At 70.3% G+C, this 18315-nt stretch carries 16 protein-coding genes; 2 read left to right on the plus strand and 14 right to left on the minus strand.

The window, feature by feature from the left end:
* Positions 1–5: 5 nt before the first annotated feature.
* From tatC to H4F70_RS10185, 11 genes are all read right to left on the minus strand, one after another.
* On the minus strand, positions 6–986 hold the full coding sequence (gene tatC / locus H4F70_RS10135) for a twin-arginine translocase subunit TatC (protein ID WP_182360036.1): 981 nt from the start codon (positions 984–986) through the stop codon (positions 6–8).
* Between the two features lie 70 nt (positions 987–1056).
* On the minus strand, positions 1057–1371 hold the full coding sequence (tatA, locus tag H4F70_RS10140) for a Sec-independent protein translocase subunit TatA (protein ID WP_182347500.1): 315 nt from the start codon (positions 1369–1371) through the stop codon (positions 1057–1059).
* Between the two features lie 113 nt (positions 1372–1484).
* On the minus strand, positions 1485–2498 hold the full coding sequence (locus H4F70_RS10145; RefSeq protein WP_182360037.1) for a helix-turn-helix transcriptional regulator: 1014 nt from the start codon (positions 2496–2498) through the stop codon (positions 1485–1487).
* Positions 2495–3520, minus strand: a complete 1026-nt coding sequence (locus H4F70_RS10150) for a helix-turn-helix transcriptional regulator (protein ID WP_182360038.1) — start codon at positions 3518–3520, stop codon at positions 2495–2497. Before H4F70_RS10150 ends, H4F70_RS10145 begins: the two co-directional genes overlap by 4 nt.
* Before the next feature lie 142 nt (positions 3521–3662).
* Positions 3663–5021, minus strand: coding sequence for a Pup--protein ligase (pafA, locus tag H4F70_RS10155; RefSeq protein WP_182347503.1), 1359 nt, complete (start codon positions 5019–5021; stop codon positions 3663–3665).
* 55 nt (positions 5022–5076) lie between these two features.
* Positions 5077–5913, minus strand: a complete 837-nt coding sequence (gene prcA, locus H4F70_RS10160; protein ID WP_182360039.1) for a proteasome subunit alpha — start codon at positions 5911–5913, stop codon at positions 5077–5079.
* Positions 5914–5980: 67 nt separating this feature from the next.
* Positions 5981–6778: a proteasome subunit beta gene (prcB, locus tag H4F70_RS10165; RefSeq protein ID WP_182360318.1), complete on the minus strand. Its 798-nt coding sequence runs from the start codon at positions 6776–6778 to the stop codon at positions 5981–5983.
* A gap of 98 nt (positions 6779–6876) precedes the next feature.
* Entirely contained in the window at positions 6877–7065 is a 189-nt protein-coding gene (locus tag H4F70_RS10170) for a ubiquitin-like protein Pup (protein ID WP_182347505.1), read from the minus strand.
* 156 nt (positions 7066–7221) lie between these two features.
* Entirely contained in the window at positions 7222–8721 is a 1500-nt protein-coding gene (gene dop / locus H4F70_RS10175) for a depupylase/deamidase Dop (protein ID WP_182360040.1), read from the minus strand.
* Between the two features lie 24 nt (positions 8722–8745).
* Positions 8746–10440, minus strand: a complete 1695-nt coding sequence (arc, locus tag H4F70_RS10180; RefSeq protein ID WP_182360041.1) for a proteasome ATPase — start codon at positions 10438–10440, stop codon at positions 8746–8748.
* Between the two features lie 278 nt (positions 10441–10718).
* Positions 10719–11630, minus strand: coding sequence for a tRNA (adenine-N1)-methyltransferase (locus tag H4F70_RS10185; RefSeq protein ID WP_182360042.1), 912 nt, complete (start codon positions 11628–11630; stop codon positions 10719–10721).
* 45 nt (positions 11631–11675) lie between these two features.
* Between H4F70_RS10185 and H4F70_RS10190 the strand changes: the two genes are divergently transcribed.
* Positions 11676–12557 (plus strand): RecB family exonuclease, encoded by an 882-nt coding sequence (locus tag H4F70_RS10190; RefSeq protein WP_182360043.1) that lies wholly within the window; start codon positions 11676–11678, stop codon positions 12555–12557.
* A 59-nt stretch (positions 12558–12616) separates the two neighbouring features.
* Positions 12617–13444 carry a thioesterase family protein gene (locus tag H4F70_RS10195; RefSeq protein ID WP_182360044.1) on the plus strand — a complete coding sequence of 276 codons (828 nt, stop codon included), beginning with the start codon at positions 12617–12619 and terminating at the stop codon, positions 13442–13444.
* Between the two features lie 16 nt (positions 13445–13460).
* Here H4F70_RS10195 and hisG read toward each other — a convergent pair whose 3' ends face one another.
* The 3 genes from hisG to metH all read right to left on the minus strand — a co-directional run bounded on the left by hisG (position 13461) and on the right by metH (position 18302).
* Positions 13461–14312 carry an ATP phosphoribosyltransferase gene (hisG, locus tag H4F70_RS10200; protein WP_182360045.1) on the minus strand — a complete coding sequence of 284 codons (852 nt, stop codon included), beginning with the start codon at positions 14310–14312 and terminating at the stop codon, positions 13461–13463.
* Positions 14313–14373: 61 nt separating this feature from the next.
* Positions 14374–14637 carry a phosphoribosyl-ATP diphosphatase gene (locus tag H4F70_RS10205; protein WP_182360046.1) on the minus strand — a complete coding sequence of 88 codons (264 nt, stop codon included), beginning with the start codon at positions 14635–14637 and terminating at the stop codon, positions 14374–14376.
* 95 nt (positions 14638–14732) lie between these two features.
* Positions 14733–18302, minus strand: a complete 3570-nt coding sequence (metH, locus tag H4F70_RS10210) for a methionine synthase (RefSeq protein WP_182360047.1) — start codon at positions 18300–18302, stop codon at positions 14733–14735.
* Positions 18303–18315 lie beyond the last annotated feature (13 nt).

Genomic DNA, 18315 nt, shown 5'->3' on the forward strand with positions numbered 1-18315 from the left:
CGGCGTCAGAGCGTGTCGTCGTAGTCGGTGCCGCGGTCGTGGACCATCGTGGTCGCGCCGTCCGCAGCGGTCGCAGAGCGGGGCTCATCGACCCCGGAGGGCGCGTCCACTCCGGTCGGGGTGCCGATCGGCGCGGCCGCATCGTCCGGGATCTCCTCGGGGGCACTGCGTGCCGCACGCTTGTCGTGCAGGCGGCACACCTGGATGGCCAGTTCGATGAGGATCGTCAGCGCCACGGCGAGCGCGAGCATGGAGAAAGGATCCTGACCCGGAGTGAAGACCGCGGCGAACACGACCATGCCGAAGATCAGACCGCGCCGCCAGCGCTTGAGCTTCTCGTACGGCAGGACGCCGACGAGGTTCAGGGCGATCACGAGCAGCGGAATCTCGAAGCTGACGCCGAAGATGATGAGCAGGTGGATGATGAAACCGAAGTACTCGGAGCCGCTCAACGCCGTCACCTGGACGTTGTCGCCCACCGTCAACAGGAAGTGCAGGGCCTTGGCCACCACCAGGTAGGCCAGGACCGCGCCGCCGAGGAACAGGACGGTGGCCGCGGTGACGAACGACAGCGCGAATCGCCGTTCGTTCTTGTGCAGCCCCGGCGTGATGAAACCCCACACCTGGTACAGCCACACAGGCGAGGCGAGCACGATGCCCGCGGTCAGGGCCACCTTGAGCCGCAGCATGAACTGCTCGAACACGCCGGTGGCGAGGAGTCGGCACGCTTCGCTGTCGCCCGCGGACAGGTCGGCCCGGGCGCTGCTGGGCAGTGCACAGTACGGGCCGCGGAGCAATTCGCCGAGGCTCTCGATGCCGAGGATGGAGTACGAATACCACAAGAACCCGAAAAGGGTGGTCACCAGGACGGCGGCGACGGCGATCAACAGGCGCCGACGCAGCTCATAGAGGTGCTCGACGAGCGACATGGTGCCGTCGGGATTGATGCGGCTCCGGCGTTGCCGCGGATCCAGTGGTATGCGCACAGTCAGTCTCTAGCTGAACACAGCGACAGCCCCGGCCATGCGGAAGGCGTGGCCGGAAGAAGTCGCCTCGTCAGGCGCCGGCGCCTGGGGCGGGCGGCGTCTGCTGCGGGGAACCTGCCGACTGCGGCGTGTCCGCCACGGACGGGGCAGGACCGGCCTGCGGCGTCGCGTTCGTGGACTGCGCGGGCAGTGCCTGCGGAGTCGAGGACTGCGGAGCGGACTCCGTGGTTTCGGAGTCGTTGCCGGTCATCTCCTTCATCTCGCTCTTGAAGATGCGAAGTGAACGGCCCAGCCCCCGTGCCGCGCCGGGAAGGCGCGTCGAACCGAAGAGCAGGACGAGAACGATCAAGACGATCGCCCAGTGCCACGGGCTCATTGCGCCCATACCAACCTCCAATGATCGAACGGTCTCGATGTTACCTGAACGGCCGATGTTTTCGGGTGCCGGCCGCAGTGCGACACCGCCGCCCCGGGAGCGTCATGGCGGCCCGGTCATGGTCATCCGCCGATGATCGCGTCGACCGGGAAACCCGCGGACCTGGCGTAGGCGTCGAGCGCCTCCACGGCGCTCGTGTGCACCCGCTGGGACTCGGCCGGCCGGTCGAGGATCCTGATCCGCCCGCCGAAGCCGAGCAGGAAACGACGCAGCCACTCCTCCGAGGCGTACCGCAGCGACGCCTCTTTGCCGCCGTCGGGGTGGTCGGCCAGGTCGACCATGGGGAAGTAGTCGAGCGCCCACAGGCAGTCGGGCGCCACGGCCAGACGCACCTGAGGCAGTCCGGCGGCGGCGTCGTAGAAGTCCGCGAGCGCGTCCACCGGCTCCGCGGACCGGGGCTCCGACGGCGCATCGAGCACCTCGGCGCTGTCGATCCGGTCCAGGCGGAACTTCCGATCGTCCTCGGCCGATCGGCACCACGCCAACAGGTAGCTGTTGCCCGCGGCCAGGTGGATGCGGATCGGATCGACCACCCGGTCCGTCCACGTGTCGCGCGTGGCCGAGTAGTAGCGGATGCGCAGCGCGCGCCCGCGCTTCACCGCCTCGCGTACCGCGTCCGCCGAAGCGGGGTCGGCCGCGGCCGGGTCGGGTGCCTCCGCGGGTCCGTCGTCCGGCGCCGGCACGGCGGTGTCGGACGACGACTCGCGCGCGGCCTCCTCGATTTTGTCCATGGCGCTGCGGACGGCGGCCGGCAGGACGCTCGACGGTTGTTCCACCAGGAAACCGAGTGCGAGGAGCAGCGCGGACGCCTCGGGCGTCGTCAGCCGCAGCGGGCGGTCGATGCCCTGTGAATCGGTGACTTCGACCGTGTCGCCGGTGAACGCGACGTCGATCAGGTCGCCGCCGGCGAGCCCGGGTTGCCCGCACATCCACAGGATGTTCAGGTCCTTCTCCAACGCTTTGACGGAGATCCCCAAGTCCTTGGCGATGTCGGACTTCAGGCGGCCCTGGTTGGCGCGGACCAGCGGGACGAGCGCCAGCAGCCGGGCGACGCGATCCATGTGGACTCCGCTCATCGGCGTTCCTCCTGGTCTTCGCGCGTGCCGGCGGTGCCGAGCGAATGCGCGGCGGCCGCCCCGCGCAGCGTGTCGATGACGGCCTCGCGGATGTCCTCCGGTTCCAGCGCCACGGCGTCGGCGCCGTGCGCCGCGATCGCGCGGATCGTGGCGGTGCGGGAACCGACGGGAATGCGCACAACCGTGCCGGGGACCCCGTCGAGGGTGTGGGGGGCGACCTCGGTGCCGCTTCTGCGCAGATCGTGGGCGTGGCCATCGCTCAGCCACACCGTCACCGAACCCTCCGAGACGGGTTCGGCGGCGGCCGAGCGGATGATGGCCGCCGGATCGACGTCATCGGGAATCCGCACCTGACCGGGCTGTCCGACCGGGGTGATGCCGCCGACGATCCGCGAGAGCCGGAACGTGCGCTGCTCCTGCCTGTCCCGGTCGAAACCCACGACGTACCAGTTGCCTTTGGCGCTGGCCACGCCCCACGGTTCGAGGATGCGCGGGCTGGTCACCCCGCTGGCCGCGGCGAGATGCTCGAAGGTGACGGCCTGCTTGCCGTCCACGGCGGCGACGAGTCCGGCGAGCGCGGGCTCCGCCTCCAGTGCCGTGCCCATGCCGCCGACGACGGTCGCCATCTCGGCATCGTCGACGGCGATCCCCGCCGCCCGGAGCTTGACGATCGCACTGGAATACGTGGAGGCCATCTCCGGCGAATGCCACAGCCGGCCGGCCACCGCCACCGCGGCGCCCTCCTCCGGGGTGAGCGTGATCGGCGGCAGTTCGTACTCGGTGCGCGCGATGCGGTAGCCCTGATCCTCCGCCGAGCCGGAGGGCCCGCCGAATGTCAGCGGAATGCCGAGGTCGCGCAACGCGGCCTTATCGCGCTCGAACATGCGGCCGAAAGCCTCTTCGGAGGCGCACTCGTTGTAACCGGCGAAATCGCGACGGATGCGCTCGATAGGGACGAACTGCGTGGTCGACAGGAGGCCGATCACGAGATTCGTCAGTCTCTCGACCTTGGAAGTGCTCACCCCAGCACCCTAACGCCGTACTGTTCACCCGCGGAAATCAGCGGGGGAATGGCGCGTCGCCTGCGCTGTGCAATCCCGCCGACGCTGTCCGGGAACATGCGGGGCGGCGGGCAATGTCGCGGGCGCCGGGCGAGCCGAACCATTACATTGCGGCGATGAGGCGGTCGACCCGCTCGTCGACCGCGAGGAACGGGTCCTTGCACAGCACGGTGCGCTGCGCCTGGTCGTTGATCTTGAGATGCACCCAGTCGACGGTGAAGTCCCGGTCTGCGTCCTGGGCGGCGGCGATGAACCGGCCGCGCAGCCGCGCGCGGGTGGTCTGCGGTGGGGTCTCCACCGCCGCGTCGACGTCCTCCGGCTCGGTGATCCGGGCGGCCAGCCCCTTGCCCTCCAGCAGGTTGAACACGCCGCGGCCGCGTTTGATGTCGTGGTAGGCGAGGTCGAGCTGCGCGATCTTGGGGTCTGCGAGCGAAATGCCGTACCGATTCTGATATCGCTCGAACAGTTTGCGTTTGACGACCCAGTCGACCTCGGTGTCCACCTTTCTGAAATCGTCCGATTCGACCGCGTCGAGCATGCGTCCCCACAGGTCCACGACCGCGTCCAGCTCTGCGTCGGGTGCGCGGTCGGCAAGATAAGCGACGGCACGCTCGTGGTAATGGCGTTGCACGTCGAGTGCGCTGGCATGCCTGCCCCCTGCCAACCGCACCGGGTGCGTGCCGGTGAGGTCGTGGCTGATCTCGCGGATGGCACGGATGGGGTTGTCCAACGCGAAGTCGCGGAATGCGACTCCCGCCTCGATCATCTCGAGGACCAGGTTGACGGTCCCGACCTTGAGTCGCGTCGTCGTCTCGGACATGTTGGAATCGCCGACGATGACGTGCAGCCGGCGGTACCGGTCGGCGTCGGCGTGCGGCTCGTCGCGGGTGTTGATGATCGGCCGCGACCGGGTGGTGGCGGAGGAGACCCCCTCCCAGATGTGCTCGGCGCGCTGGCTCAGGCACAGTGAAGCCGACTTGGGGGTCTGCAGCACCTTGCCCGCCCCGCAGATGAGCTGACGGGTGACGAGGAAGGGCAGCAGCACGTCGGAGATCCGGGAGAACTCCCCCGCCCGGGCGATGAGGTAGTTCTCGTGGCAGCCGTAGGAATTGCCGGCGGAGTCGGTGTTGTTCTTGAACAGGTAGATGTCGCCGCCGATGCCCTCGTCCTGCAGGCGCGACTCCGCGTCGTCGAGGAGCTGCCCGAGGATGACCTCCCCGGAACGGTCGTGGGTGACGAGCTGATCGAGTCCGTCGCACTCCGCCGTCGCATACTCCGGGTGCGAGCCCACGTCCAGATACAGCCGGGCTCCGTTGCGGAGGAACACGTTGGAACTGCGTCCCCACGACACGACGCGGCGGAAAAGGTACCGCGCCACCTCATCGGGGCTGAGCCGCCGGTGCCCGTGGAAGGTACAGGTGACCCCGTACTCGGTCTCGATGCCCATGATCCTTCGCTGCACACCCCGACACTACCGCGCGGCCGTCACTTGAAGGCGAGATCGTGTGCGAGCGCGGCTATCCGGCCCCACCGGAGTCGCCATCGCCATCACCGCCGGCAGCGTCACCACTATCGCCGGCGGCGCCGTCGCCGCTCGCCGGGGCGGTGCCGTTCCCTGCCGTGCTCCCCCGATCCCCGGCGGCACGCGCCGGCAGAAGCCGCGCGATCTCCTCCGCCCCTACGCGGCGGAATGCGCGGCGCGGGCGGTGGTGCTCGAGCACACCCACCTCGATCACGCCGGCCGTGAGGCTGCGCGCCTGAGCGGCGCCCGCCTCCCCCGTCCCCCGTTCCAGTGCCCCCACCGCGGTGTCCAGGGCGGTGGCGAGGTCCATCCCCTCGGCGAACGCGGACGACAGCTCGCGGGTGACAGGCTCGGCCGCGCCGCCCATGACGACGAACGTCGAGTGGTCGACGATCGACCCGTCGTAGGTGATCCGGTAGAGCTGCGGCGCGTCGCCGGATCCGGCGGGCGCGACCTCGGCCACACAGATCTCCACCTCGTAGGGCTTGGGATGGTCGGTGAAGATGGAACCGAGCGTCTGCGCGTAGGCGTTGGCCAGCGAGCGGCCCGTCACGTCGCGGCGGTCGTACGAATATCCGCGCATGTCCGCGTGCATGATCCCGGCGCGGCGCAGGTTCTCGAACTCGTTGTACTTGCCCACCGCGGCGAAGGCGAGCCTGTCGTAGAGCTCGCTCACCTTGTGCAGGGCCTTCGAGGGGTTCTCCGCCACCAGCACCACGCCGTCCGCGTAAGTCATCGCGACCACGCTCCGGCCCCGCGCGATCCCTTTGCGCGCCAGGTCGGAGCGGTCGCGCATGATCTGCTCGGCCGACGCGTAATAGGGCATGGTCATGTGGGCGGCTCCGTCCTGGCGTTCTTCGTCGCTGTGCTGTCCCGGGGGCCCCGGGGCCAAGGCTCGTTCAGGCCCGTCCGGCCCGGCGGGTGCGGTCGTCGATCACGGCGGCGGCGGCGGCCTCGATCCGGTCCGCGGATACGGCCTGGGCGCCGTCGCCGGTCACGGCGATCGCCGTGGGATACACGCCCCGGGTGGCGTCGGGTCCGCCGGTGGCCGAATCATCGTCCGCGGCGTCGTAGAGTGCCTCGACCGCTTTGCGCAGAGCGGCCTCGGGCGCATCGTCGGGCGAGTACATGCGCTTGAGCGCCGACTTGGCGAACAGCGACCCCGATCCGACGGCATGGTAGCCGGCGTGCTCTTCGTAGCGCCCCCCGGCGACGTCGTAGGAGACGATGCGCCCGGCGCGGGCGGGATCGTCCACCGCAGTGTCATATCCGACGAACAGCGGAACGACGGCCAAACCCTGCATCGCGGCGCCGAGATTGCCGCGCACCATCGTGGCCAGGCGATTCGCCTTGCCATCGAACGTCAGCGGCATGCCCTCGATCTTGTCGTAGTGCTCGAGCTCCACCGCGAACAGCCGTACCAGCTCGACCGCGACGCCCGCCGTGCCCGCGATCCCCACCGCCGAATAGGCGTCGGTGACGAAGACCTTCTCGATGTCGCGGCTGGCGATGAGGTTGCCCATCGTGGCGCGTCGGTCGCCGGCGATCACCACGCCCTCGGCGTGGGTGAGCGCCACGATCGTGGTGCCATGCGGCACCGACGGTGCCGCCCCTGCCCGCGCCGCCCCGGCCTGAGGACCGTGACCGGGCAGCAGTTCCGGATTGCACCGGCGCAGGTGCTCGCTGAACGAGGACATGTCCGAGGACGGCGGCACCGATCGCACGGCCCCCCGCGGATGGCCGGTGCCGACGGCGCCGAATCCGGGCAGCCCCGGGCCGTCCCACGCGCCCGGGATCACTGGCCGCCCTTCTGCACGTATGCACGGACGAAGTCTTCGGCGTTCTCCTCCAGCACGTCGTCGATCTCGTCGAGGAGGTCGTCCGTGTCGTCCACGGACGCAGTGCTCTGCTGCTGCCCCGCGCCGCCGGCGACGGCCTCGTCGTCGTCCTCGCCGCCGCCACGCTTGATCTGCTCCTGTGCCATCGCGCCCCTCCTGGAGTGTCGCGCCGTATCGGCCGCCATGCCGGGCCGTGTGCCCGGGGGCCGGCGCCCGCCTCACCTGTCACCCTACCGATGGCGGGCGTCGTAGGTGCGCAACAGCTCTCACATCGCTCGCGCGCCGGTCCGACCGCGCGTGTACTACGACGTCAGCGAGTCGACCAGCTCGCGCGCCGTCGTCGCCGTGTCGAGCAGCGCCCCCACGTGCGCACGCGTGCCGCGCAGCGGCTCCATCGTGGGAATGCGCACGAGCGACTCCCCTCCCACGTCGAAGATCAGCGAGTCCCAGCTTGCCGCGGTGATGTCCGCACCGAACCGTCGCAGGCACTCGCCCCGGAAGTACGCGCGGGTGTCCGTGGGCGGGTTGCCGACCGCGTGCAGGACCTGCTCTTCGGTGACGAGGCGCCGCATCGACCCGCGCGCGACGAGCCGGTTGTACAGGCCCTTGTCCAGGCGGACGTCGGAGTACTGCAGGTCCACAAGGTGCAGCCGCGGCGCCGACCAGCCGAGACCCTCCCGCTGCCGGAAACCGTCGAGCAGGCGCAGCTTCGCGGGCCAATCGAGGCGGTCCGCGCACAGCATCGGATCCTCGTCGAGGAGGTCGAGCACCTGCGCCCACTGCTCGAGGACATCGGTGGCACGCGCGTCGTCCGGCGAGTGGCGGGCGCAGAAGTCGGCCGCCCGCCGGTGGTATTCGCGTTGGAGTTCGATTCCGGTGAGCCGCCGGCCGTCCACGAGGTCGACGCGCGTGCGCAGCGTGGGGTCGTGGCTGATGGCATGGATGGCCTGCACCGGGGACGCCAGCTGCAGGTCGGCCAGGCCCACGCCGGACTCGATGAGGTCCAGCACCAGGGCCGTGGTGCCCACCTTGAGGTAGGTGGCGGTCTCGGCGAGGTTCGCATCGCCGACGATCACGTGCAGGCGGCGGTACTTCTCGGAATCGGCGTGGGGCTCGTCGCGCGTGTTGATGATGCCGCGCTTGAGCGTGGTCTCCAGCCCGACCTCCACTTCGATGTAGTCGGCGCGCTGGGAGAGCTGGAATCCCGGCTCGTCGCCCGACTGGCCCAGGCCCACCCGGCCGGAGCCGCAGATCACCTGGCGCGAGACGAAGAACGGGATCAGGCCCGACGCGATGTCGGCGAACTCGGTGGCGCGGCGCATCAGGTAGTTCTCGTGCGTGCCGTAGGACGCGCCCTTGCCGTCGACGTTGTTCTTGTACAACTGCAGGCGCGGCGTGCCGGGCACACTCGCCGCGTACCGGGCGGCTGCCTCCATGACCCGTTCGCCCGCCTTGTCCCAGATGACGGCGTCCAGCGGGTCGAGCACCTCGGGCGCGGAATACTCCGGGTGCGCGTGGTCCACGTACAGCCGTGCGCCGTTGGTGAGGATGAGGTTGGCCGCGCCCACCTCGTCCGAGTCGATGACCGGTGCCGGGCCGCGGCTGCGCCCCAGATCGAACCCGCGGGCGTCGCGCAGCGGCGACTCCACCTCGTAGTCCCACCGGGTGCCGCGCGCCCGCGGCATGCCCGTGGCGGCCCCGTAGGCGAGCACCGCCTGTGTGGACGTGACGATGGGGTTGGCGGAGTGGTCGCCCGGAGCGGAGATGCCGTACTCGACCTCGGTCCCGATGATGCGCTGCATGGCGTCGAGCCTATCGCCGCACCGTCACAGGTACTGCCCCGTGCTGGTCTCGGTGTCGATGGCCCGGCTGGCGCTGGACGACTTGCCCGTCACCAGCGTGCGGATGTACACGATCCGCTCGCCCTTCTTCCCGGAGATGCGAGCCCAGTCGTCCGGGTTCGTCGTGTTCGGCAGGTCCTCGTTCTCACTGAACTCGTCCACGATCGAGTCCAGCAGATGCTGGACGCGCAGTCCCGGGGCGCCGGTGTCGAGCACCTCCTTGATGGCGTACTTCTTGGCGCGGTCGACGATGTTCTGGATCATGGCACCCGAGTTGAAATCCTTGAAGTACAGGACCTCCTTGTCGCCGTTGGCGTAGGTGACCTCGAGGAAGCGATTGTCCTCGCTCTCCGCGTACATGCGGTCCACGACCCGGGTGATCATGGTGTGCACGCAGGCGGTGCGGTCGCCGCCGAACTCGGCCAGGTCGTCGGCGTGGATGGGCAGTTCGTCGGTGAGGTACTTGGAGAAGATGTCCTGCGCGGCCTCGGCGTCGGGCCGTTCGATCTTGATCTTCATGTCCAGGCGGCCCGGCCGCAGGATGGCGGGGTCGATCATGTCCTCGCGGTTGGACGCGCCGATGACGATGACGTTCTCCAGCCCCTCGACGCCGTCGATCTCGCTGAGCAGCTGCGGCACCACCGTCGTCTCCACGTCGGAGGACACGCCGGAGCCGCGGGTGCGGAAGATCGAATCCATCTCGTCGAAGAACACGATCACCGGCGTCCCTTCGGACGCTTTCTCCCGTGCGCGCTGGAAGATCAGCCGGATGTGCCGCTCGGTCTCGCCGACGAACTTGTTGAGCAGCTCGGGGCCCTTGATGTTGAGGAAGTAGGACTTGACCTCGCGCGAGTCCTTGCCGCGCGACTCCGCGATCTTGCGGGCCAGCGAGTGCGCCACCGCCTTGGCGATGAGGGTCTTCCCGCAGCCCGGAGGGCCGTAGAGCAGCACGCCCTTGGGCGGGCGCAGTGCGTACTCGCGGAACAGGTCGCCGTGCAGGAACGGCAGCTCCACGGCGTCGCGGATCTGCTCGATCTGCCGCCCCAGCCCGCCGATCGCGGTGTAGTCGACGTCCGGAACCTCCTCAAGCAGGAGGTCCTCGACCTCCGCCTTGGGAACGCGGGCAAAGGCGTAGCCGGCTTTGGTGTCGACGATGAGCGAGTCGCCGGCACGCAGCGGTTTGCGTTCGCCGTACTCGCCCTGCGGGGTCCCCAGCAGCGGATCCGCCAGCCACACGATGCGTTCCTCGTCCGCGTGGCCCACGACCAGCGCGCGGTGGCCGTCGTCGAGCACCTCGCGCAGGGCGCAGATCTCGCCGACCTGCTCGAAGTCGCACGCTTCCACCACGGTGAGAGCCTCGTTGAGCCGGAGGCTCTGGCCGCGGCGCAGCGTCGAAGCATCCAGGTTGGGTGACAGCGTGAGCCTCATCCGCCGTCCGGAGGTGAAGACGTCGGCGGTCTCGTCGTCGACGGACCCTACGAGCACGCCGAACCCGCTGGGCGGCTGCCCGAGCCGGTCCACCTCCTCGCGCAGGGCGACGAGCTGGGTGCGCGCCTCCTTGAGCAGCTCGGCGAGCTTGGTGTTGCGCGTGGTGAGCGCGGCGATGCGGCGTTCGAAATCCTGATCGGTTCCGTCGCCGTGCGGCGTGTTCGCCGCCGCGCCGTTCCCTGGTGCTGTCATGACGTCCTCCCTCTGCGGACGGCCGCGGACCCGTAGGGGCGCCGCCGTCGACGATCGGACCGCCCCGCAGCACCGGCTGCCCGGCCACCGGGCCGCCACCCGCGGGAGAACCCGCGGCGGAAGCGCGCCCCGGCGCCGACGGAGGCGGCGCTGCGGCACCGAACCCGTTGTGCCTCCAACGCTACCGGGATCGCGGCGTCGGCGGCGGTTACCGGCGCAAAGCGTGTCCCGGGGCCTCGTCGCCGGCCGGCAGTGAGATGCGCCCGGCCGCCGTGTGCTCAGCCTTTGCTGGGGCGGCGCTCGGGCCGGGGGGCGACGGTGCCGTCGGCCAGCCGACGGGTGCTGATGAGGAAAGCAGTGTGCCCCTGCATGCGGTGCTCGGGGCGTACGGCCAGGCCCACCGCGTGCCAGTCGCGCACGATCGTCTCCCAGGCTCGGGGCTCGGTCCAGCACGCCTGCTCGCGCAGCGCCTCGACGACGCGGGACAGCTGGGTGACGGTGGCCACGTAAGCGATGAGCACACCGCCCGGCACGAGGGTGCGCGCCACGGCCGGCAGCACGTCCCACGGTGCGAGCATGTCGAGGATGACCCGGTCGACGGGGCCGCCGACAGTCTCCGGGGACGCCTCGGCGAGATCTCCGACGGTGAGATCCCAGTGCTCGGGGTGGCCGCCGAAGAACGTCTCCACATTGCGGACGGCATGCACCGCATGGTCCTCGCGCACCTCGTAGGAGATGACGCGGCCCTGCGGGCCCACGGCCCGCAGCAGCGAGCAGGTCAGCGCGCCGGAACCCGCGCCCGCCTCGAGCACCCGCGCGCCGGGGAACACGTCGCCCTCGTGCACGATCTGCGCGGCGTCTTTGGGATAGATCACCTGCGCGCCGCGCGGCATCGAGAGCACATAGTCGGTGAGCAGCGGCCGCAGCGCCAGGTACGGCGTGCCGTTGGACGACTCGACCACCGTGCCCTCGGCCGCCCCGATGAGCGAGTCGTTCTCGATGGCGCCGCGGTGGGTGTGGAACTGGCCGCCGGGGGTGAGGATCACGGTGTACTTGCGACCCTTGCCGTCGGTGAGCTGGACCCGCTCGCCCACGCGGAACGGCCCGGTCGGCGCGCCGCCCGCACCGGGCAGTGCCCCGGACGCACCGGGCAGTGCCCCGGACGCTGAAGCCTCGGCGTCGATCGCCATCAGTCGGTTGCCTTCCTGTCGGTATCGGGCATTACCCTGCCAGCCATGGACACGCCCGCCCCCGGAGACCCCGTGCAGAAGACTGCCCCGTCACAGCAAGCTGCCCCGACGGGGCAGGCGCGCCCCGGTGGGCGGCGGCACATCGCACTGTCGCCGTCGCGGGCGTCGGACTTCAAGCAGTGCCCGCTGCTGTACCGGTTCCGGGCGGTGGACCGCATCCCGGAGACACCGTCGACGGCCCAGGCGCGCGGCACGCTGGTGCACACGGCACTGGAACGGCTCTACGGGCTTCCTGCGGCCGAGCGGGTCCAGGAACGCGCGGCCGGGCTCCTGGAGCCGGCCTGGAGCGAGATGGTCGCCGGCCAGCCGGAACTGGCCGAGCTGGTGGGGCCGCAGGACCGCGCGCAGTTCCTGGACGAGGCACGCGCACTCATCGCCGGCTACTACACGATGGAGGATCCCACGCGGTTCGAGCCGGACGCGTGCGAGCAGCGCGTGGAGACCCGGCTCGCCGACGGCACCCCCCTGCGCGGGTTCATCGACCGGATCGACGTCGCGCCCACGGGCCAGGTGCGGGTGGTCGACTACAAGACGGGACGGCTGCCGTGGGGGCCGGGCAAGGCCACCGCGCTGTTCCAGATGAAGTTCTACGCGCTGGCGCTGCTGCGTGACCGTGGTGTGCTGCCGACCCAGCTGCGGCTGATGTACCTGAAGAGCGGCGAGGACCTCGTCTACGAGCCCACGGAGCCGGAGCTCGAGCGGTTCGAGCGCACCGTGTCCGCGCTCTGGCAGGCCATCCGCACCGCGGGGAGCACCGGCGATTTCCGCCCGACACCGTCGAAGCTCTGCGGCTGGTGCGATCACAAGGCGCTGTGCCCGGCCTTCGACGGCACGCCGCCGCCCTACCCCGGCTGGCCCGGCGAGTAGCCGCGGCCGGTGGCGGGCCGGTCGCGGTCCGGCGTGCCGGATCGGCCACACTGGTGCGCATGACCGATTCCGCCGCGGACGCCGCCTTCTACCACCTTCTCGGCGTCGCGGACGACGGCGCCGAACGCTTCGCCGCCACCGACTACACGCGCAGCGTGTGGAGTACCGATATGCAGCACGGTTCGCCGCCCGCCGCGCTGCTGGTGCGCGCCATGGAGCGCGGCCATCCGCGGGACGGCGCCCGCCTGGCCCGCGTCACCGTGGAGCTGCTGGGCCCGGTGCCGGTCACGGAATGCCGGGTGTACAGCCGCGTGCTGCGGCCCGGGCGCTCCATCGAACTGCTTGAGGCGTGGATGGACGCGCCGATGCCGGACGGGTCGGCGCGCACGGTGGCGAGCGCGCGGGCCTGGCGCATGGCCACCGAGGACACCGCGATGGTGCAGCGGGCGACGGACGCCCGCTACCCCGAGGGGCCCGGGTCGTCCGTGTCCGGGTTCGGCTTCTTCGGCGCCCACGAGGTGGTCACGTTCCTCGACGCGCTCGATTGGCAGTGGACCTCGCTCGCCGGCGATGAGGGGCCGGGCCGCGTGCGGGTGCGCGAGAAGACGGCGCTGGTCGCAGGCGAGGAGCCCACGCCCGTCGAGCGGATGTTCTGCGTGGTCGACGCGGCCAACGGCGTCGGCGCCACCCTCGATCCGCGGGAATGGACGTTCCTCAACACCGAGATGTCGGTGCATATCCACCGCGTGCCGGGCAGGGGCCTGGGGATCGCCGCGGAGTCCAGCATCGGCCCCGACGGGGTGGGCATGTGCACCGCCGTCATCCACGACGAGGCGGGACCGGTGGCACGCACCGCGCAGTCGCTGCTGGTACGCCGCCGCAGCTGACCACCGGCGCGGAGGTTCACATGCGGCAGGACCGGATGTCGGTGGCGAGCACCGCCCGCGCGCCGACGGCCTTGAGCTGGTCCATCACCCCGTTCATGCCCTTGCGGGGGACCATGGCGCGCACGGCGAGCCAACCGGGCTCGGCCAAGTCGGACACGGTGGGAGACTCGACGCCGGGGGTGACCCGCGAAGCCTCGTCGAGCAGCTCGCGCGGGCAGTTGTAGTCCAGCAACACGTACTGCTGCCCGTACACCACTCCCTGCACCCTGGCCGTAAGCTGGGCGCGCGCGGCTGCCCCCGCCTCGGTCGCGTCGTCGCGCCCGATGAGCACCGCCTCCGACTTGCACAGGACCTCGCCGAACGGAGCCAGGTTGTGCTGACGCAGCGTGCGCCCGGACCCCACGACGTCGGCGATGAGATCGGCCACGCCGAGCTGGATGGAGATCTCCACGGCCCCGTCGAGCGGGATCACGGTGGCGGACAGGCCGCGCGCGGCCAGGTCGGAACGCACGAGATTCGGATACGCGGTGGCGATGCGGGCGCCGTCGAGGTCGCCGACGGTCCACTCGCGGCCTCGGGGGGCCGCGTAGCGGAAGGTGGAGCGGCCGAAGCCCAGGGCGAGCCGCTCGGCCACCGGGGCGCCGGACTCCAAGGCCAGGTCGCGGCCGGTGATCCCCAGGTCCAGCTCGCCCGAACCCACGTAGGTGGCGATGTCCTTGGGGCGCAGGAAGAAGAACTCGACCTCGTGCTCGTCGTCGAGCACGGTGAGGTCCTTGCTGTCGCTGCGGCGGCGGTAGCCGGCCTCGGCGAGCATGGCGGCGGCCGATTCCGACAGCGCCCCCTTGTTGGGTACGGCGACCCTGAGCATGTGCGGTTCCTTTGCGGTCGGGTGGATGGTCGACGGTCCGGACTGCGGGCGGGCCCGCTGATCACAGATGCCGGTAGACGTCCTCCGGGCTCAGCCCGCGCGCGACCATCATCACCTGCACCCAGTACAGCAACTGCGAGATTTCGCCGGCGAGCTCGTCGTCCGTCTCATGCTCGGCGGCGATCCACACCTCGCCGGCCTCCTCGATCACCTTCTTGCCGATGTGATGGACGCCCGCGTCGAGGGCGGCGACGGTGCCGCTGCCCTCGGGTCGTTCCGCGGCGCGCAGGGACAGCTCGGCGAACAGGGAGTCGAAGGTCTTCACGGGAAGTCATCTTCCCACACCCCCGGGCGACGCCGACGGGGCGTCACCCGGGCACCGGCCGCGGCGGCGGGCCCGCCGCTGCGGCCGGTGCCGGATCAGGTGTTGAAGTACTTGGCCTCGGGGTGGTGCAGGACGAACGCGTCGGTGGACTGCTCCGGGTGCAGCTGCAGCTCCTCGGAGAGTTCCACCCCGATGCGCTCGGGTTCCAGGAGCTCGACCAGCTTGCGCCGGTCCTCGAGGTTCGGGCAGGCGCCGTAGCCGAACGCGTACCGGGCACCGCGGTACCCGAGCTTGAAGAACTCCTCGATGGCCTCCGGGTCGTCGTCGGCCACCGACCAGGTGCCGTCGACGGTGAGCTCGGAGCGGATGCGGCTGTGCCAGTACTCGGCCAGCGCCTCGGTGAGCTGCACGCCCAGCCCGTGCACTTCCATGTAGTCACGGTAGTGGTTCTCCGCGAACAGCCGGTTGGCGAAGTCGGCGATCGGCTGGCCCATCGTGACCAGCTGGAAGGGCAGCACGTCGACCTGTCCGGTGTCGCGGGCCTGCTCGCGTGACCGGATGAAGTCCGCCACGCACAGGAAACGCCCGCGCTCCTGGCGTGGGTAGGTGAACGAGTAGCTCACGGGGGCGTCCGGGTCCGCGGACTCGAGCACGTGCACGGTGTCCTTCTCGGAGACGGCCGGGAAGTACCCGTAGACCACCGCCGAGTGGGCCAGGATGCCCTCGGCGGTGAGGCGGTCGAGCCAGTAGCGCAGGCGCGGGCGCCCCTCGGTCTCGACGAGCTCCTCGTAGGTGGGCCCCTCCCCCTTGCGCGCGCCGCGCAGGCCCCACTGCCCCAGGAACGTCGCGCGCTCGTCGAGCATGCCCGCGAAGTCCTTGACCGCCAGGCCTTTGACCACCCTGGTGCCCCAGAACGGCGGGGTGGGGACGGGGTTGTCGGCCGCGACATCGGAGCGTTCGGGGATCTCCACGGGCGTCTCCGCCGCCTTGCGCTGCGCGGCGATGCGCTTGGACCGGCGACGGCGCTCCTTGCGCTCCTCCTTCTTGCGGGCGGCCTCGAGCGCCTCGGGACTGTCGGGGTCCGGCCCCTCGCCACGCTTGACGGCCATGATCTCGTCCATCAGGCGCAGGCCCTCGAACGCGTCACGCGCGTAGCTGACGTCGCCCTCGTAGATCTCGGCCAGGTCGTCCTCGACGTAGGTGCGGGTGAGCGCGGCGCCGCCGAGCAGCACCGGGAAATCGCCCGCCACGCCCTTGGAATTGAGTTCCACCAGGTTGTCCTTCATCACCACGGTGGACTTGACCAGCAGTCCGGACATGCCGATGGCATCGGCCTTCTTCTCGACCGCGGCGTCGTAGATCGTGGTGATGGGCTGCTTGATGCCCAGGTTCACGACCTCGTAGCCGTTGTTGCTGAGGATGATGTCGACGAGGTTCTTGCCGATGTCGTGGACGTCGCCCTTGACGGTGGCGAGGACGATGCGCCCCTTGCCGGAGTCGTCGGTGGCCTCCATGTGCGGTTCGAGGTGCGCCACCGCGGATTTCATGGTTTCGGCCGACTGGAGGACGAAGGGCAGCTGCATCTGGCCGGAGCCGAACAGCTCGCCCACGGTCTTCATCCCGGACAGCAGCGTCCCGTTGATGATCTCGAGGGGCGGCACCGTCCCCATCGCCTCGTCGAGGTCGGTCTCGATGCCGTTCTTCTCACCGTCGACGATCCGCCGCTCGAGCCGATCGAACAAGGGCAGCGCGGCGAGCTCCTGGGCGCGGGTCTCGCGGGCCGAAGCGGCGGAGACGCCCTCGAACAGCTCCATGAGCTTCTGCAGCGGGTCGTAGTCGTCGGTGCGGCGGTTGTAGACCAGGTCCAGGGCCGTGTCGCGCTGCTCGTCGGGGATCCGCGCCATCGGCAGGATCTTGGAGGCGTGCACGATGGCGGTGTCCAGGCCGGCCTGGACGCACTCGTGCAGGAACACCGAGTTGAGCACCTGGCGGGCCGCCGGGTTGAGCCCGAAGGAGATGTTCGACAACCCGAGGGTGGTGTGCACCTGCGGGTGGCGCCGTTTGATCTCGCGGATGGCCTCGATGGTTTCGATGCCGTCGCGCTGCACCTCCACCTGCCCGGTCGAGATCGGGAACGTCAGGCAGTCGATGACGATGTCGGACACCTCGAGCCCCCACGTGCCGGTGAGGTCCGTGATGAGCCGCTCGGCGATGGCGACCTTGTGCTCGGCCGTGCGCGCCTGGCCCTGCTCGTCGATCGTGAGCGCCACGACCGCGGCGCCGTGTTCCTTCACGTGGCGCATGATCAGCTGGTAGCGGGAATCCGGGGCGTCGCCGTCCTCGAAGTTCACCGAGTTGACGATGCAGCGTCCGCCCAGGTGCTCGAGACCCGCGCGCAGCACCTCGGGTTCGGTGGAGTCGAGCATGATCGGCAGTGTGGACGCGGTGGCCAGCCGGGACGCGAGCGCGCTCATGTCGCCGGCGCCGTCGCGGCCCACATAGTCGATGCACAGGTCCAGCAGGTGCGCGCCGTCGCGGATCTGGCCCTTGGCGATGTCGATGCACTTGTCGTAGTCGCCGCCGAGCATCGCCTCGCGGAATGCCTTGGACCCGTTGGCGTTGGTGCGCTCGCCGATGACGAGGAACGACGCGTCCTGGTCGAACGGCACCGCGGAGTACATCGACGAGACGCCCGGCTCGTGCACCGGATCGCGGTGTGCGGGCTGGATGCCGCGCACCGCCTCGACGACGCGACGCAGGTGTTCGGGCGTCGTGCCGCAGCAGCCGCCCACCATGGACAGGCCGAACTGCGCCACGAACCCGGCGAGCGCCTCCGCCAGCTCGTCGGGCGTCAGCGGGTATTCCGCCCCGTTCTTGCCGAGCACCGGCAACCCGGCGTTGGGCATGACGGAGACGGGGATGCGCGCGTGCTGTGAGAGGAACCGGAGATGCTCGCTCATCTCCTCGGGCCCGGTGGCGCAGTTGAGCCCGATCATGTCGATGCCCAGTGGCTCGAGGGCGTTGAGCGCCGCCCCGATCTCCGAACCGACGAGCATCGTGCCCGTCGTCTCCACCGTCACATGGGTGATGATCGGGATGCGGTGGCCGGCCCGGTCCATCGCGCGTTGGCTGCCGATGATGGCGGCCTTGGCCTGCAGCAGATCCTGGCAGGTCTCGACCAGGATGGCGTCGGCGCCGCCGTCGAGCATCCCCAGTGCGGATTCCGTATAGGCGTCGCGGAGGTCGGCGAAAGGCGCGTGTCCCAGCGTGGGCAGCTTGGTTCCGGGGCCCATCGAGCCGAAGACGAGCCGGCCGAGCCCGTCGGCGCCGGGACCGGCCTCGTCGGCGGCGGCGCGGGCCAGTGCCACTCCGCGCTGCGAAAGGTCGCGGATGCGGTCCGCGATGCCGTAGTCGGCCAGGTTGGGAAGGTTGCAGCCGAAGGTGTTCGACTCGATCGCATCGACCCCGACCTCGAGGAACCGGTGGTGGATGTCCCGGAGCACGTCCGGCCGGGTCTCGTTGAGGATCTCGTTGCACCCCTCGAGGCCGCGGAAGTCGTCGAGCGGAAGATCGGCCGCCTGCAGCATCGTCCCCATCGCCCCGTCACCGATCACGACGCGACGGTCGAGGGCGCGGGCGAGGGCGGAGTCAGTGTGTGCAGGCATGAGGACAGCGTAG

The organism is Tomitella gaofuii, assembly GCF_014126825.1.
Classification (GTDB): Bacteria; Actinomycetota; Actinomycetes; order Mycobacteriales; family Mycobacteriaceae; genus Tomitella; species Tomitella gaofuii.